The 16966-nt window shown below is 34.9% G+C and carries 19 protein-coding genes and 1 pseudogene; 10 read left to right on the top strand and 10 right to left on the bottom strand.

Features of this window, described 5'->3' with window-relative positions:
• Nucleotides 1-59: 59 nt before the first annotated feature.
• Nucleotides 60-815: a class I SAM-dependent methyltransferase gene (locus Q9B79_RS02040; RefSeq protein ID WP_306182425.1), complete on the bottom strand. Its 756-nt coding sequence runs from the start codon at nucleotides 813-815 to the stop codon at nucleotides 60-62.
• Nucleotides 816-856: 41 nt separating this feature from the next.
• A complete protein-coding gene (locus tag Q9B79_RS02035; RefSeq protein ID WP_306182424.1) occupies nucleotides 857-1399 on the bottom strand; it encodes a CGNR zinc finger domain-containing protein in 543 nt (180 codons plus the stop codon).
• Between the two features lie 112 nt (nucleotides 1400-1511).
• On the opposite strand from Q9B79_RS02035, the pseudogene Q9B79_RS02030 reads away from it, so the two are divergent.
• From Q9B79_RS02030 to Q9B79_RS02020, 3 genes and pseudogenes are all read left to right on the top strand, one after another.
• Nucleotides 1512-2688 (top strand): annotated as a pseudogene (locus Q9B79_RS02030) (MDR family MFS transporter).
• Nucleotides 2689-2844: 156 nt separating this feature from the next.
• Nucleotides 2845-3240 carry a hypothetical protein gene (locus Q9B79_RS02025; RefSeq protein ID WP_306182422.1) on the top strand — a complete coding sequence of 132 codons (396 nt, stop codon included), beginning with the start codon at nucleotides 2845-2847 and terminating at the stop codon, nucleotides 3238-3240.
• Between the two features lie 76 nt (nucleotides 3241-3316).
• A complete protein-coding gene (locus tag Q9B79_RS02020; RefSeq protein ID WP_078419174.1) occupies nucleotides 3317-3556 on the top strand; it encodes a DUF3923 family protein in 240 nt (79 codons plus the stop codon).
• A 117-nt stretch (nucleotides 3557-3673) separates the two neighbouring features.
• Here Q9B79_RS02020 and Q9B79_RS02015 read toward each other — a convergent pair whose 3' ends face one another.
• The 4 genes from Q9B79_RS02015 to Q9B79_RS02000 form a co-directional block, all read right to left on the bottom strand.
• On the bottom strand, nucleotides 3674-4222 hold the full coding sequence (locus tag Q9B79_RS02015; RefSeq protein ID WP_306182421.1) for a DUF2179 domain-containing protein: 549 nt from the start codon (nucleotides 4220-4222) through the stop codon (nucleotides 3674-3676).
• Between the two features lie 199 nt (nucleotides 4223-4421).
• A complete protein-coding gene (locus Q9B79_RS02010; protein ID WP_306182420.1) occupies nucleotides 4422-4835 on the bottom strand; it encodes an ATP synthase subunit I in 414 nt (137 codons plus the stop codon).
• Nucleotides 4836-4887: 52 nt separating this feature from the next.
• Nucleotides 4888-6216 carry a hemolysin family protein gene (locus tag Q9B79_RS02005; RefSeq protein ID WP_306182419.1) on the bottom strand — a complete coding sequence of 443 codons (1329 nt, stop codon included), beginning with the start codon at nucleotides 6214-6216 and terminating at the stop codon, nucleotides 4888-4890.
• A gap of 120 nt (nucleotides 6217-6336) precedes the next feature.
• Nucleotides 6337-6744 carry a MerR family transcriptional regulator gene (locus Q9B79_RS02000; RefSeq protein WP_000285637.1) on the bottom strand — a complete coding sequence of 136 codons (408 nt, stop codon included), beginning with the start codon at nucleotides 6742-6744 and terminating at the stop codon, nucleotides 6337-6339.
• Nucleotides 6745-7020: 276 nt separating this feature from the next.
• Between Q9B79_RS02000 and Q9B79_RS01995 the strand changes: the two genes are divergently transcribed.
• From Q9B79_RS01995 to Q9B79_RS01975, 5 genes are all read left to right on the top strand, one after another.
• Nucleotides 7021-7815: a glycosyltransferase family 2 protein gene (locus Q9B79_RS01995; protein ID WP_306183309.1), complete on the top strand. Its 795-nt coding sequence runs from the start codon at nucleotides 7021-7023 to the stop codon at nucleotides 7813-7815.
• A gap of 114 nt (nucleotides 7816-7929) precedes the next feature.
• Complete coding sequence (gene rfbF, locus Q9B79_RS01990) at nucleotides 7930-8697, top strand: glucose-1-phosphate cytidylyltransferase (protein ID WP_306182418.1); 768 nt, start codon at nucleotides 7930-7932, stop codon at nucleotides 8695-8697.
• 1 nt (nucleotide 8698) lies between these two features.
• The gene (gene rfbG, locus Q9B79_RS01985; RefSeq protein ID WP_306182417.1) at nucleotides 8699-9754 is read left to right on the top strand and encodes a CDP-glucose 4,6-dehydratase; all 1056 of its coding nucleotides are present in this window, start codon (nucleotides 8699-8701) and stop codon (nucleotides 9752-9754) included.
• A 12-nt stretch (nucleotides 9755-9766) separates the two neighbouring features.
• Nucleotides 9767-10990, top strand: coding sequence for a class I SAM-dependent methyltransferase (locus tag Q9B79_RS01980; protein WP_306182416.1), 1224 nt, complete (start codon nucleotides 9767-9769; stop codon nucleotides 10988-10990).
• On the top strand, nucleotides 10987-11910 hold the full coding sequence (locus Q9B79_RS01975; RefSeq protein ID WP_306182415.1) for an NAD-dependent epimerase/dehydratase family protein: 924 nt from the start codon (nucleotides 10987-10989) through the stop codon (nucleotides 11908-11910). Before Q9B79_RS01980 ends, Q9B79_RS01975 begins: the two co-directional genes overlap by 4 nt.
• Here the strand turns inward: Q9B79_RS01975 and Q9B79_RS01970 are convergent.
• Entirely contained in the window at nucleotides 11879-12661 is a 783-nt protein-coding gene (locus tag Q9B79_RS01970) for a glycosyltransferase family 2 protein (protein ID WP_306183308.1), read from the bottom strand. The two genes, Q9B79_RS01975 and Q9B79_RS01970, sit on opposite strands and share 32 nt — an antisense overlap.
• Nucleotides 12662-13004: 343 nt before the next feature.
• Between Q9B79_RS01970 and Q9B79_RS01965 the strand changes: the two genes are divergently transcribed.
• A complete protein-coding gene (locus Q9B79_RS01965) occupies nucleotides 13005-13889 on the top strand; it encodes a DMT family transporter (RefSeq protein WP_306182414.1) in 885 nt (294 codons plus the stop codon).
• 14 nt (nucleotides 13890-13903) lie between these two features.
• Here Q9B79_RS01965 and Q9B79_RS01960 read toward each other — a convergent pair whose 3' ends face one another.
• A complete protein-coding gene (locus tag Q9B79_RS01960; RefSeq protein WP_306182413.1) occupies nucleotides 13904-14443 on the bottom strand; it encodes a hypothetical protein in 540 nt (179 codons plus the stop codon).
• A 19-nt stretch (nucleotides 14444-14462) separates the two neighbouring features.
• On the bottom strand, nucleotides 14463-15284 hold the full coding sequence (locus tag Q9B79_RS01955; RefSeq protein ID WP_306182412.1) for a pentapeptide repeat-containing protein: 822 nt from the start codon (nucleotides 15282-15284) through the stop codon (nucleotides 14463-14465).
• 195 nt (nucleotides 15285-15479) lie between these two features.
• Between Q9B79_RS01955 and Q9B79_RS01950 the strand changes: the two genes are divergently transcribed.
• Nucleotides 15480-15656, top strand: coding sequence for a DUF1272 domain-containing protein (locus Q9B79_RS01950; RefSeq protein WP_001207874.1), 177 nt, complete (start codon nucleotides 15480-15482; stop codon nucleotides 15654-15656).
• Between the two features lie 143 nt (nucleotides 15657-15799).
• On the opposite strand, the gene Q9B79_RS01945 is transcribed toward Q9B79_RS01950, so the two are convergent.
• A complete protein-coding gene (locus tag Q9B79_RS01945; RefSeq protein WP_483861654.1) occupies nucleotides 15800-16861 on the bottom strand; it encodes a lactonase family protein in 1062 nt (353 codons plus the stop codon).
• Between the last annotated feature and the right edge of the window lie 105 nt (nucleotides 16862-16966).

The raw sequence follows: 16966 nt of genomic DNA, 5'->3' as shown, positions 1-16966 counted from the left end.
AATAAAGAAGCCTATCATTTCATTTATTTGAAATGATAGGCTTCTTTTTATAAAACACATTACTTCCTCGCCTTAATAATAAATGTCGTCGGCACCATTCTAGCTTTATATAAAGAATAATACTTCGTAGAAGGTTCAGCTAATTCTTCAGCAAATGAACTAGCTGGTTCAGGCTCTTCCATCCTCTCAATTGTAAAACCAACTCTATTTAACTCATTTATATATGTACTCATTTTTCTTTTATATAACGTTGCTTGTACATTTTCCCCTTTAAATGTTTCAAACATAATAGGAGTTTCCTCATGATAAGACGAGCTTAAAGTAATCTCCTCTGTCCCATACATTAAGTTTGAATATACTGGGTGCTCCCAGCTAAAAATAAAACTTCCTCCCGGCTTTACATATGAATATATCAATTCCAACGTTTTTCTTAAATCCGAAGTCCAACCTAATGCATAAATGGAGTATACTATGTCAAAATACCCTTTCGGAATACCCCCTTTCTCTTCCATTGCTCCACATATTAACTTTGGATTCCACGACTGTAACGTTTCATGTGCCGTTTCAATTTGTGTGCTCGAAAGATCAAGTCCCCATAATTCTTCTGCACCATGTTCTGCCATATATTTCAACGAATGCCCACTTCCACATCCAATATCAAGAACCTTTTTATTTTTGATTGAATCAAACAAATGAATTTCATCTTCAGACGCTGTATATGGTCCATATTTCGGTAAACAATCAACTTGAAAGAAATAAGGTGCAACTATATCCCAACACTTTTTATTTAAAGCTAACATTTGTGTGTCTTTCATATTCTACATTCCCCCATCCAATTTTCTTGCACTAATATAAATTACACATCATAACCCGATCTCCCTTTTCTCTTTGCCCGGTAATTTTTCACTTTTGCAATTGTACCGCACGCTCTTCCTCCTTCTTCTCCAGCATACATACCGCACCATCTTTTACTTCCATTACGCGAATGGTCATAAAATACCCAACGACAATCTGGACATGCTTTTAACCTTCCCCACAAATTTTCTTGAATTGCCGTTAACACAATGCTTAATACTTTTGTATACATATTTTCTTCCCGCACTGGTTCATATGTAATACCTTTCATATCTTCCTTTATATGTACATGAAATGGGTATCTCTCTAACCATTTTTGCAACGATCCTTCTCCTTCAATTACCATCCGAATATCTTCTCGAAAACTTTTTAATTCTTCTATCGTATGAAATGGAAGCTCTTCATCAAAACATTCTTTCATAAAGAGCTTTATATCCTCTTCTGTTTGCAGCAAATCAATTGCTTCTCTCGTATCGTTTGGTATTCTCCATGTATTTAAAAATTCCCGAATATATTCTAGTTCATTTGGAGCGTTTTGATCCAATTCGATTCACCTTCTTCTTAAAATTTACTTTTTTCTGACTTTATGTATAATTATAATATAAAATAGTTAACCATCAAATAATTTTACTGGTTACATAATTAGGGGGATTTCTATGAAAAATTTCTCAACACCGATACGTTTCATGCTTATTTCTTCATTTTTTATGTCTTTTGGGTATTTTGCTGTATACGCATTTTTAGCTATTTATCTATTAACCTTTCTTCATTTTTCAACTTTTCAAGTAGGAACAGTGTTGACGGTTATAATAATTACATCACGAGTTATCCCTTTATTTTCAGGATTAATTGCTGACAAAATAGGCTATATCATTATGATGATATCCGGTTTATTTTTGAGAGGAATCGGATTTATCGCTTTAGGAATATGCTCTGATTTCTATACAATTTCTATTTCTTCTGCACTTATTGGCTTCGGAACTGCATTTTACGAACCTGCCGCTCGTGCTATATTTGGCTCACAGCCAGCTCATTTAAGAAAAAATTTATTTACATATTTAAACCTTAGCTTTAATTGCGGTGCAATAATCGGACCAATTGCAGGAGGGTTCTTACTCTTACTCGATCCAATCTATGCTTTCTCTCTAACAGGATTTCTTATGCTGTTATTTGCTTTTATCTTTTACTTACTTAAAAATCACTTCCAAGTCACTACTGAAAACACGTCTATTACATTAGGAATACAGGCCATCTTACAAAACAAGTCTTTCCTTCTGTTTTCCTTTATCATGATTTTCTTCTATATTATGTTTACGCAGCTTACTGTCGCACTTCCACTTCATATGAAAAACATTAGTAATAGCAATCAACTTGCTACACTCGTTATTACGATAAATGCAATAACAGGCGTCATATTTATGGTGTTATTCCGAAAACTATTTCATAAATACAACACACTTTTAATTATTAAATACGGTATTTTATTAATGAGTATTTCCTTTTTACTCATTCCTTTATTTCAACACCCATATTGGCTATTTATTTGTGTAATTTTATTTACAATCGGTGAAACACTCGTATTACCTAACGCTGATATCGCTATTGCAAATTACAGTAATGAATCATATACAGCTACTTACTTCGGTTTTTATCAACTATCACTCGCATTTGGTTTTATCATCGGTAATTATACCGGTACATGGTTTACATCCAACTTAAACGGAATGTATACACCATGGCTTATTTTCGGCGGAATAGGACTTATTGGTTTTGTCTCACTACATATTTTAAATAAAAAAAGGATTTCCTAAAGAAGATATATACCTACTGTAAAAATACTAATTTACGGTAATAAGTAAACTTTCAATCTCCCTTAAATTGGATATACAGCCTGCTTTATTTTACATATTATGGTATAATCAAAAAGAATGCTAACTAAACATTTCCATAAAACACTAGCAGTCTAGTAATACCAAAATCAAAAATCACTTGAAATTGGGGGATGTTATGAAAAAGAAATTAATTGTTCTTCTATTCACCGCAATCATATTATCCGGATGTTCAACTATAGTAGAAAATTCTTTAGAAACCGGAAACGGCAGTATTGAATTAGTAACACCGACGATTACAACAAAAGATAATGAATTAGAAATTAAGATCGAGGGCATTGATGAAAATAAAGTGACTTTTATTTATGTTGCCAATACAAAAGTATTCGAACAAAAAATAAATAATGGTGAATCCTACAAACTTAACATTAAAAATATCGAACACGCTCATAGGACAGACTACAAACCAAAAGTTCAACTTTTGCAAACGAAAGATGATAATGATGCTGGAGAAATAGTCACCTTCAAACAAGTTAGATATACGGTTAAAAACTAATTTTAAAGTTATTTCATTATAAATGTAACGAACGAAAATACACTTTTAACAGTAGATAAATGTAAGGGGTGCTAACATGAAAAAACGATGGATTTCTTGGTGGATCGGTAACCTATTTTGGATTATCGTTTTTGGAATATGGGCCGCTATTATTTGGCTACGAGATGTTGATGGTGCTGGTGTTATTCAAACACCCGAAATTAAATCCATATCACTTATCGTTATATTAATCGCGTTTATCATACCTGTATTTTTTCAAGTTATATGGCTAATCATTAATTTGAGGATGAGTAGAAAAAATAATTATACGATTTAGTTTTTCAATGAACAGATACATTTTTTTCATAAAAAAGAGAGGAATCTACATCAAATAGATTCCTCTCTTTTACATATGAGCTTATACTGCACTTTTAATGCAGCGCTACTCCCCTTTTTACGATACATTTTGATCTTTCTTCTTCATTAACGCTCTCTTCTTCATCGCCTTCGTTAAATATCCACCTTTAAATGAACGAATTTCATAAGAAGACATAAACGCTTTCGGTGCAATTTCATTAATAATTTCTAACAGTTCTTTTTCTCTAGAACGCTTCGCAACGATATCTAAGCGATAACGGATTGAATTAATACCTTCACCTTCAAATACTGTAACGCCAAATCCAGAGTGACGTAATTCATCTACTAATTCATTACAACGGTCTAGTAAACTAACTTGATACGTAATATAACCAATTGCTAATTTATTCTCTATATAACCGCCTAATAATAGTCCCGTACTAAAACCAATGACATAGGCAACGATGTTCATCCAATTTGATAAATCTTGAAACACAATACCTAAACTGACAATGTAAATAGCTCCTTCTAACAATCCAACACCAGCAGCGGATCTTGTTTGATTCTTTACAAGCAAAATCGTACGGATTGTTAAAATGGGAACGTAAATAATTTGAAGCACAAAAATAAGTAACGCTTGTAACATTGGTATCCACCTCTTTCAAAAAGTCTTTTGTCATGATAACATACATAACCTTTAGAAATCGATGGGTTTTCAAATTTTTTTTTATTATTTTTCATACTATTGAAAAACGCAAAAAAGAAGCGTATTATATTTGTCGTTAATTTGATTCCTTTTATCATATCGCTAAACTAAAAAAGGAACCCCGATTAGGTCCCTTTCATCATAGCTCTATGTTTTTCGAAGCCTTTTCTCTTTGCTTCTCTTCTTCTTTCACTACCTGCATATTTGCATAAGCTAAATTCGCAATCATTAAAAAGTGACCACCTAAAATACCTGTACCAAATGCCCACATTTCCATTTCATGCTCAATTTCATACATAATGATAGCTCCTAATATGGCTGCTGCAAATCGGTTTAAAATACCTAATCCAGGAGCCTTTTCTTTCATTACGATACTTTTCCCAAGTTTCTCCACTCTGCGAGCTAATAACCAAAGGCAATATGCACTTACAGCTAATCCGATACCAAATCCTGTTACTTGTTTTCCAAACGGAGTAATCGTCCACATAAGTAGTAAACCACTAAAGATCACATACAATTGTAATCGATATACACGTAAGGCTGTTTGAATCAAAATATCCGCTCCTAAATTTGCATTTTTTATACGTTAGAAGAAAAGCAGCAACTTACACAGTTGCTGCTTTCTCTTCTTCTTGCTCTTGTTCCATCTTACGAATTTCAACACGTTTAATTTGGTAAGCGTCTTTTTCTAACACTTTAAATTCATATCCTTCCGCCTCAACATGTTGTCCTTCTTCAATTTCATGATTTTGCATCATAATCCATCCACCGATTGTATCCACATCATCTTCTTCAATGTGTAATCCAAATAAATCTTTCACTTCTGAGATAAGCACTTTTCCATCAACAATGATATGTTGCTCATTTACATATTGAATTGGTGGTGCTTCATCTTCATCATATTCGTCACGAATTTCGCCGACGATTTCCTCCAAGATGTCCTCAAGCGTTACAATTCCAGCTGTTCCTCCGTACTCATCATATAAAACAGCCATTGGAATTCGCTTCTTCTGCATTTGAAGTAATAAATCGTGAATTGGAGTCGTTTCCATCACTTCAATAATCGGACGCATATACGTGCGAATCGATGATAAATCCTCTTTATCGTTGTTCATATATCGAATAAAGAAATCTTTTACATTGACCATACCGATAATATCATCTTTATCTTCTCCAAAAATCGGATAACGTGTGTATCGTTCATTTTGGATTACTTTCATGTGTTCTTCTACTGAATCTTCCAAGTAGAAACCAATGATTTCTGTTCGCGGTACCATGATCTCTTTTGCAATACGATTATCAAATTCAAAAATGTTATTTACATACTTGTATTCAGCTTGGTTAATCTCGCCACTTTCATAGCTATCTGAAAGAATAAGGCGTAATTCTTCCTCTGTATGAGCTACTTCATGTTCTGAAGCTGGTTTTAAACCAAATAAGCCAGTTACCACACGTGCTGAACCGTTCAATACCCAAATAAATGGATACATCACTTTATAGAACATCATTAACGGACCTGCCAATAACAACGTTACTTGTTCAGCCTTTTGAATTGCCATCGTTTTCGGAGCTAATTCCCCTACTACAACGTGTAAATACGTCATAATCATAAAAGCAAGACCAAATGTTAATACTGATGAAATAGAAGGGTTTAAGTTCCATTTCTCAAATAACGGGTGTAATAACTTTTCAATTGTAGGTTCACCTAACCAACCTAATCCCATAGCTGTAACTGTAATACCTAATTGACAAGCAGATAAATATTCATCTAAATTTGTTGTTACTTTTTTCGCTGCTAAAGCACCGCGTTTTCCTTCCGCAACAAGCTGATCAATACGACTTGAACGTATTTTTACAATCGCAAACTCTGCTGCTACGAAAAATCCAGTAAATGCGATTAAAATCGCAACCATGACTAAATTAAATATTTCCAATGAATCCCCTTAGTTTACAAAACTAAGGTGTCCACCTCCTGTATACTATAATGTTTTCTTATTTGTTTCTTAGAAAACATAGCCCGATACAAAAATTAAAGAGGTCGGATTTCACTTTTTCTATAATAATAGAGCAAGTGTCTGTATTAAAGCTGTCGTTTGACCAGATAAAGATTTCGATATTTTTTCACGTTGTGAATCAGTCAATCCATCTAAAAGCGGCTTTAACTCCGTTAACTCTGCTTCTAATCGATGAATATGGTCTGTCACTTCATTCACTTGTTTCGAAACGTGTTCATTGATACCGAGCAGCTTCTTCTTCTCCTCGATTTTCTCTTTAATCTCACAAAGCGGCATATGCATTTCTTTGCACTTCTCAATAAATTGTAATGTCTCAAATGCTGTTTCGTCATAATAGCGATAATTAGATTGAGATCGCTCCGCTTTTAAGATACCTAGATTCGTATAATAATCAATCGTTCGTTTCGACACGTGAGCCATGAGAGCCAACTGTCCGATTCGATACACCTTCCCAACGATCTTCCCCCCTTGTTTATATTACTAACATCATACAATACATAAACTGTACAGTCAAACGTGACGGTTTATTATTCATAATTTATACACGATTTCACATGCCATCTAAGTATGTAGTATATTCACACTCTATAACTCTATCTATATAGTTAGATTGCTGTTTTTTCGATATACCGATACTAAAATAGGAAAATGGAATCCCCCGTTCCTTTCAACCTTTCTTACTGTAAAACATATGATAATAATAGTGAAATACAATCATTATTTATACAATTGGAGGAGATTAAAATCACTAGGACAGTTATCTCTCACTTTTATAACGAGGAGTATTTATTACCATGGTGGCTTATGCATCATACAAAAATATTTGATCACGGTATATTAATTAATAGAGGTTCTACAGATCGTTCCGTTGAAATTTGTAAATTATTTGCTCCCAACTGGGAAGTACGAAATTCAAGATTCCTTGATTTTGACCCCACTAATACTGATATTGAGGTGATGGAAATCGAAAGAAAAGTTTCAGGTTGGAAGATGGTATTAAATACTACAGAATTTCTTTGTTGTAATAATGTAGAAGAATTTTTCTCTTCACTTCATACGCTAGGTCAAAATATGTATGCGATAAGAATGATTGTCATGATTGATAAGCATGATTACAATTATTCCAAACTAAGATATTCTATTCCATTAGTAGAGCAACGATACCATGGTCTTTTTCCTTATAAACCAGAAATCGGATGTGCCTGGAGATTTATACACAATCATCTTGATGGCGCATATTTACCTGGCAGACATTTTACTCGGCATCAACATATCGTTTATAACTCCCCTTCATTTATTGTTAAATTTTATTTTAGCCCTTGGAACGAACATGCAAAGGCAAGAAAATTACAAATAACACCTACCCTTTCAAAAAAGGGCATTCGAATGGGACTTCAAGCACATTATGGTCAATTCCCTGAGCAACTCGAAACTCGATTTTTAGAGCTTAGTAGCATAACACAAGATCTTCGTAACCACCCTGAGTATCAACAGTTATTCCCAAAATTCAAACCTTAATATTTCTCATCCTATCATGTTCCACACATTTTTACGCACTTAGCTAAAAACTATACCATTTGTATTTCATATGAATACTGTATATATTATAAATTTTTATTTTAGGAGGAAAAAATGAAAGCTGTTATTCTTGCAGGTGGATATGGAACAAGGATTGGGGAAGAAACTCATTTAAAACCAAAACCTATGATTGAAATTGGGACAAAACCTATTCTATGGCACATTATGAGTTTGTATAGTTATTACGGCATTACGGAGTTTATTATTTGCTTAGGCTATAAAGGATATGCAATTAAAGAATTCTTTCTAAATTACAACTTACACATGTCCGATTTTACGATACATTTAAGTGACAATACAATTACGAACCACTCTCATCGCATTGAACCATGGAAAGTTACATTAATTGATACTGGTCTAAATACCGACACAGGTGGACGAGTTAAAAAAATACAACATTACGTCAGGGATGAACCTTTCTGCCTCACTTATGGCGATGGATTAAGTAATGTAAATATAAAAGAACTCATTGCATTTCATAAAAAACATGGAAAAATGGCAACTGTTACAGCCGTACAACCTCCTGGTAGATTCGGTTCTCTCGTATTAGATAAACAGTCTGTCACATCCTTTCAAGAGAAGCCACTCGGGGATGGCGGATGGGTTAACGGTGGATTTTTCGTTTTAAATCCTGATGTTTTCAATTACATTAGCGGAGATAAATCTGTTTTTGAAACAGAAACTTTAGTTCAGTTAGTAAACAAAAATGAACTAGCCGCATATCAACATTCTGGTTTTTGGCATCCGATGGATACATTGCGCGATAAAAATAAATTAGTCGAGCTATGGGAAAGTAATAACGCTCCGTGGAAGGTTTGGTAATATGGCTTCATCATCTTTTTGGAATAAGAAAAAAGTATTTATTACAGGGCATACTGGCTTTAAAGGCTCCTGGCTCACTCTTTTTTTAACTTCTTTAGGCGCAGAAGTAGTTGGCTATTCTTCTCATCCACCATCCATTCCAAACCTTTTTGAGCAAGGTAACGTAGCAAAAGAGTGCATAACAATTAAAGGCGACATTACAGATTACGATTCTTTATTACACGCCCTAAAACATCATAACCCTGACATACTATTTCATTTAGCTGCCCAGCCAATCGTCACCACTTCATACAAAGATCCTATCGAAACATTTAAAACGAATGTTTTAGGTACTGTTCACGTATTAGAAGCGGCAAAACAGATAGAAAGTATACGCAGCATTATTAATGTTACAAGTGATAAGTGCTATGAAAATGATGGGAGCGGTAACCGTGCATTCGTAGAAAGTGACCGATTAGGAGGTTTCGATCCTTATAGTGCGAGTAAAGCTTGTGCCGAACTAGTGGCAACGTCCTATCAAAACTCATTCTTCCGCACTAACACTCAGAATCTTGCCTCAGTAAGAGCAGGTAACGTTATCGGCGGCGGTGATTGGGCAGAAGACCGATTATTCCCAGATGTCATTCGTGCATATTTACAAGATGCTACGTTAAATATTAGAAACAAACACGCTATTCGCCCATGGCAACACGTATTAGATCCTTTACACGGCTATATCCTTTTAGCTGAAAAACTTTGGCAAGACGCCGCGTATGCAGAAGCGTGGAATTTTGGCCCGATGAATGAACCTAACAGAACCGTTTATGAGGTCATTCAATCTATCATGAAATTATGGAATCAACCATTAACAGTCCTTTCTCCTCATACAAATACCCCGTATGAATCACCAATTTTAACACTCGATAGTACAAAAGCAGTAAATAAACTCGGTTGGACTCCTAAGTTATCAACAGATTACTCTATTGCTTGGACTGTTGATTGGTACAAAAAATATGCATCTGGTGAAAATATGGAGTCTTTCACGCGACAACAAATCGATGCATTCAAAAATTTATAAGGGGGCTATAAAATGGAACAGAAAAAATGCCGTTTTTGCCACTCATTACTCGCAAATACTTTTTTAGATTTAGGCGTTTCCCCTCTCGCTAACTCATTTGTCGCTCCAGAACACGCCTATAAAATGGAACCATTTTATCCGCTGCACACGTTTGTCTGTCCTTCTTGTTTACTCGTACAATTAGATGAATTTGAATCTCCTCACAATATTTTTCATGACTATTTATACTTCAGTTCTTACTCATCAAGCTGGCTACTACACGCTAAGCAATATGTAGAAATGGCAATTAAGCGTTTTAACTTAACAAACCATTCAAAAGTAATTGAAATCGCAAGTAACGACGGATATTTATTACAATACTTTCAAAAAGAAAATATCGAAACATTAGGAATTGAACCAGCAAAAAATGTAGCAGAAATCGCTATCCAAAAAGGAATTCCTACTGAAGTAAATTTTTTCAGCAATGACTTAGCAAAAAAATTACCGCAAGCAGATTTAATCATCGCTAATAACGTATTAGCACACGTTCCGAACTTACATGATTTTGTTGCAGGTTTAAAAACGTTATTAAAACAAGATGGCACGATAACAATTGAATTCCCGCACTTATTAAATCTCATATCCTTTAAACAGTTCGATACGATCTATCATGAACACTTCTCCTACTTTTCACTTATAAGCCTGCAAAAAATTTTAGCTCATCACCATTTACAAATTGTCGATGTAGAAGAACTTTCAACGCACGGTGGTTCATTGCGTATTTTTGTAAATCATCTAAGCGACCAATCCTCTATCCATTCCACTGTTACAAAATTACTCCAAAAAGAAGTCGATTACGGGCTAGATACATTAGATTGTTATCTTCTTTTTTCTAAACGCATCGAACAATTGAAAATAAATATTTTAAAGTTTTTTATAGAAGCAAAAGCTTTAAACAAACAAATTATCGGTTACGGTGCGCCAGCTAAAGGAAACACCCTTTTAAATTATTGCGGGATAGGAAAAGAATTTCTAGCTTATACAGTAGATAAAAACCCTCATAAACAAAATCTCCTTCTACCAGGAACCCGCATTCCAATAAAATCTCCAGAGGAAATAAAACGTACAAAACCTGATTTCATTCTTATACTTCCTTGGAATTTAAAAGACGAGATTATGAAAGAATGCTCTTTCATTCGTGAATGGGGCGGCAAATTTTTAGTAACGATTCCGGAAATTGAGGTAATTGAGCCATGAAAAAAATTCTTGTAACAGGCGGTAGCGGATGGATTGGTAAATATGTTGTACATTCTCTTATTCAAAAGGGCTATGAAGTGCATGCCACTTACAATACAAATAAGCCTTCCCACCTTTCTTGCCATTGGCATAAAGTAAACTTACTTTGCGATGAAGAAATAAAAAAACTCATTTATGACATGAAGCCTAGTCATCTCATTCATTTAGCTTGGGAAGCAGTGCCTCCAGCGTGTTATGTATCCATTAATAATTACTATTGGCTTACATCCAGCATCTCATTGATTCAACACTTCACAACATGCGGTGGAAAGCGAGTCGTCGTTGCAGGTACTGGCGCAGAGTATGAATGGTTTAACGGCGTACTATTTGAAGATTCACCGCTTCTTTCCTATAAAACCCCGTATTCATTATGTAAAAATGCACTACACTCCTGGCTACAAACGTACGCCGAGCAAACCGGTCTCAGCATGTGTTGGGGCCGCATTTTTCATATGTATGGCCCTCACGAACAAGGGAATCGGCTCGTTTCTAACATTATCACTTCCTTATTAAAAAATGAGGAAGCACTATGTACACATGGAAAACAATCAAGAGATTTCCTCCATGTGAGCGACGTCGCTGATGCTCTCGTAACAGTATTAGAACATGGTGTTACAGGAACAATCAATATCGCTTCTGGTCAATCTGTACAAATTAAAAAGTTAGCTTCTATCATCGCTAAAAAGATAGGAAAAGAACATCTAATTAAATTAGGTGCAATCCCTTTCTCTAAAGATGAACCTTTATTTGTCGGCGTTAATGTAAAACGTTTAAAAACTGAAGTAAACTGGAAATCAACATACGATCTAAATACTGGAATTGAAGACACAATTTTATGGTGGGAATCATTTATACAAAAACATAACGATACGCATCACTAAAACGTAAGTCCTTCGTTCCTCTCGCTAATTCCTTATACCATTCTTCTAATCTTTCCGGCGTAATAATATGATGCGTCCCCATTCCCCCGTGTTTACTAGCTTCAGAAAGAGTCGGACCAATTTGTAACTTTCTCTTTCTCATCGCATCGTTCCACGGACTAAACCCAAACCATAATATACAAGCAAGAGGCGGATAAATCATAGATTCATGCGCGGATAAATGTCTTCCAACCGTATAACTTCCGTGTTCATGATTATGAATAAATCTACCTCTTCTCCACAACGGCCAATCTTCTGGTAAATAACCGTGAAATCGCTGTTTTATTAAAGGTAGTCCAAAGTTAAGATCCGGATAATTGTAGTTAGGGTCATCTACCATAATAAGCCCTTCCAGCCAATACATCCTCCCTCCCAATTCATTTAGTGACTTCCAAAACTGACTTTTATCTTGCACACAAAGAAACTCAGTCGTATTTAAAATCATTTTCCATCCTTGTACTTCTTGTTCTACCCTCATCACTTCATGATCTGTCGCATATGCATCAAACTCTGGATTTACAGAATCTCGTACTTCCCAATGCGGTGCGAATTTCTTACAAATCTCAACCGAACGATCTGTTGAGCCTTTATTAATTAAAATGCCATGATCAAACAATTTCGTATGATGAGCAAGCCACCACGGTAATAAATACTCTTCATTATAAAAATGAGAAATAACGGTTGTAGTTATAATAATCTCCTCTTTCTCTATTAATCTACTTTTTCATCCTACTCTTAATATACTTATCAATTATGTAATTGGTTTCTTTTATTTTAAAAATATGTTTTTCTACCATATTCTATGCTTTCTTAGGAAACTAACTTTTCCATTTTCTAAAAAAGCAGCTCCCCACAATAAACATCCCAATAAACTGAAAATTAAGTTATAATATCATTATAAAATATGAAGGAGGAATGCACGCATGTACTACAACACTTCATTCGAAAACGATCAACCTGTAGGCCGTCTATAAACTAAGACGGGCATTCATTTAATAAATACGCCTCGTCTTAGGGAAGTCATAAAACCCTAAAAATAGACGGAGGTACTTTACATGAAACAAACAATTTTAGGAGCTATATGTTTATCACTAGCAGCAAGTATATGGGGCGGTATGTACGTTGTTAGCAAATATGTACTCGACTTTATCCCACCACTAACACTCGTTTGGCTACGCTTTATCATTGCTTTCGTTGTTTTATATTTCATTTTGAAAATAGCTGAGAAAAAGCAAAAGAAAAAAGTAACCATTCGTAAAAAAGATTGGCTCCTCTTCGCTTGGATTGGATTTATCGGCTACTTTATTTCGATTACTTGTCAATTTATTGGAACAAAATTATCCGACGCTCATACAGGATCTTTAGTAACATCTGCTACACCTGCATTTATCGTTATATTTGCAGCGATCATTTTAAAAGAAAAACTAACCGCTCGTAGACTGTTATCTACTATCATAGCGACAATCGGTGTTATTATCGTAATCGGATGGGATATTGAAATTGGCTCCTATTTTATCGGAACAATCATATTAGTTGGGGCAGCTATCACGTGGGCTTTACTATCTATTTATGTGAAGATCGCTTCAGCCCGATTTTCATCTTTAGTGATTACAACATACGCCATATTCTTTTCACTCTTTTTCATTACACCTTTTATGCTATGGGAACTACAATCAAACTCTATCGAAACAGTAAATACGTACGTAATATTAGGCGTAGTATATTTAGGAGTCGTCTCAACAGCAGGTGCCTTTTTCCTTTGGAATAAAGGATTAGAATTAATGGACGCCAGCATTGGTTCCTTATTTTTCTTCTTCCAACCTATCGTTGGGTCGTTGCTTGGTTGGTTACTATTAAACGAAACATTGAGCAGCAACTTTTTTATTGGTGGTATTCTGATTATATGTAGTGTTTTCATTACTACTTTTGAAAAGAAATGAAAAACAGGCAGAGACTAAGAATCTCTGCCTGTTCGTATAATTGGGTCCTGATCGTGAAAACCAATACAAATCGGTATATTCCTTTGCACTTCACTACACGCACTCATAAAACTACATACCGTTCTAGCAATTAAATACAAAGTTATACCAATTGCTTTTTCATTTGTATCAAAGCCATTTTCAGTATACATATCCGCTAACTCTACAGACTTCGGTCCCTCAACATCATATGTCCATTCAGAAGCCCAATCATCATCCTCTTCTTCAAGTGGAACGTATTCCTCACAAATATAAAAATGACTATCCCACTCGTTATCAAGGTCATACTCAAAATAAATCGCTTTTGCTTCTTCATTAGTAGCCATGTCTACAGCTGCATCCAAACCTACTCGAATACTTTCCTTATATGACTCTAAATCAATTGCTTTAATTCGTTCTGCATATTCCGTAGACGCCAACATGCAACAAATTTCAAAATACTTCAATTCTATTTGCTCTATTGGTAACGAAAATATATCCTCTTGCATTTCTTCTAAATCCTGAAATATATCCACATTAAATACTTCTCACTCTTTACGCACTCCAATGCGATGGCCGAGACAACAATTCCGGCAATTTCGTATGTTTATCCCCTCTCGCTGCATTTACTTGAACTTGAGTCAGAAAAATACTATTTGTAAAATCAGCCCCGCGAATATCTGCATCTCGCAAATCTGCTCCGATGAGATCCGCACCGCGTAAGTTTGCACCATTTAAGTTAGCCGCAATTAAATACGCTCCTCTTAAATTCGCCCCTTGTAAATCTTTCTTTTTCAGATTTGCTCCCATCAGGTCTGCGCCGCGGTGGATTATTCGTTTCTTACGCATCGCATTCATTTCCTTCCATACTAATTCGCTCGTTTCTAAAAGGAGGATGTTCACTTCCGCTCTGTGTAATGGAACATTTATTTTCATTAACTCATCTGGACTTAAATTGGACAGACGCTCAGTCTCTTCAATTGCTTTACTTAATTCTTTATGGATTGATTGTGTCGCCTTCAATAAAATAGCCTCATTCAAATACCAAAGCATTTCATGGAGCTGATGCATAACTGGAAAAGCATCATACATTTTTCTCGCATGCTTAGCATCTTTCCGCCAATCAATCCCTTTAAACGTAACCTGAGAAATCTTCTGCCCAGCGCCGAAACATTCAAATACTGTACAACCTTTATAACCATTTCCTCGAAGATTTTTATGTATACTACATTTAAAATCTGACTGTAAGTTGGAACATGGTTTACCACCATCTTTATTCACTGCAAAATCTACCGATGCTGCGAACGGTAACGCCACGCAACATAGACCAAAGCATTTTTCGCAGTTTGCTTTTAAATGATCATTATGATTAGTCAAAATCTATACCCCCTGTTGTCTTTTGACTATTTCATAATATTCCAACTGTAATAAATAATCAATTTTAAAATAAACCGGCATCTTTCGTTTCAATTCATAACTTTATCATTCGATTTCCTTTCAATCGAAAAGGACTATTTCTATTTAATGAATTATAATTAAATTATAAATTTTCTAACTAAAAGGAGACTTATTATGGCACTACAAATGAAAACAAACTGTCAAATTTGCGATCAATCGCTAGAACAAGATTCTGAAGCATACATTTGCGTATATGAATGTACATTTTGTGCACCATGTACAGAAGAAAGACACAACGTTTGCCCAAACTGTGGCGGCGAGTTAGTACGTAGACCGAAAAAGAAACAGTAAAAGCAAAGCGATATCGCTTTGCTTTTTTTAAGCATATGAAATTATATCAACGATTTTTTTAATATATCGACGTTTCGACAAAGGATATCGACTTACCGACAAATAACGACATCTCTTCTATACCCATTCAACTTCAACACAACTTAAACATTTAAAAACTTCACACAAACAGGCTCTGGCACAGCAACATCAGATTGTAAAAGTGTTAACTTACCTGTAGATTCATCTCTTGAAAATAACACAAGATTATGTGACTTTTCATTTGTAGCAACAAGAAACTTTTCAGTAGGATCTAATACAAAGTCTCTTGGCCAATTTCCTTCTGTAGATGTATGTGCAACAAATGTAAGCTCACCCGAATTTTGATCCACACTGAAAACAGCAATACTATTATGACCACGATTACCTGCATATACAAAGCGACCGTCAGAAGAAATATGAATCGCACTTCCTTGATTATTTTCATCAAATGCTTCAGGAATGGTAGAAATATACTGTAATTCTGTAAATGATCCTTCTGCCGGATTATATGTTAATACAATAACTTCTGAACTAAGCTCTGTCATCACATACACATATTTTCCATTCGGATGAAATGTAATATGTCTCGGACCACTTTCTGGATTTACAGATAAACGATTCACTTCTGTTAATGCACTATCTTTTATTTCATACGTAATTAATTTATCTATCCCTAAATCAACACCAACCACATATTTTTCATCCGGAGTATATCCCGCATAATGTGCATGTGGTTTTTCTTGTCTTTCTTTATTTGGACCTGAACCTTCATGTGTCATAATTGATGTAGCAGGATTTACAGTTCCATCTTCTTCATTAACTATGAAAGACTCAATCGTTCCTTTATGGTAATTTGCTGTAACTACTGTATGATTTCCACTATCAACACTCACATGACAAGGAGAAGCCCCTTCTACTACTTGTCTATTTTCTTCCTTTAGCTCCCCTGTTTTACTATCAATCGAATAAGCAGCTACACCGCCAGATTCGCCTTCCTTAACAACGGAATAGAGATATTTATTATTTCGATTAATCGTTACATATGTAGGGTTATCCAGCTTTGCCGCAAGTGCTACATTACTAATTTTCTTTGCTTCCGTATCTAAAGTAAACTTATATATTCCTTCACTATTTTCTTTCGTGTATGTTCCAACATATCCAATAAACTCTTTGTTATCCTTCATTTTCATAACCCTCTCTCCCTATATTTTTCATTCATCTTACTTCTCACAATGTTTTATGTTGAAAGAGTATCCTAAAAAATCGGAATACCTCTTTATACGTTACCA

This window comes from Bacillus sp. MHSD_36 (assembly GCF_030757775.1).
In the GTDB taxonomy this organism is placed as follows: Bacteria; Bacillota; Bacilli; order Bacillales; family Bacillaceae_G; genus Bacillus_A.
This window is presented reverse-complemented; position numbering and strand designations above follow the sequence as displayed.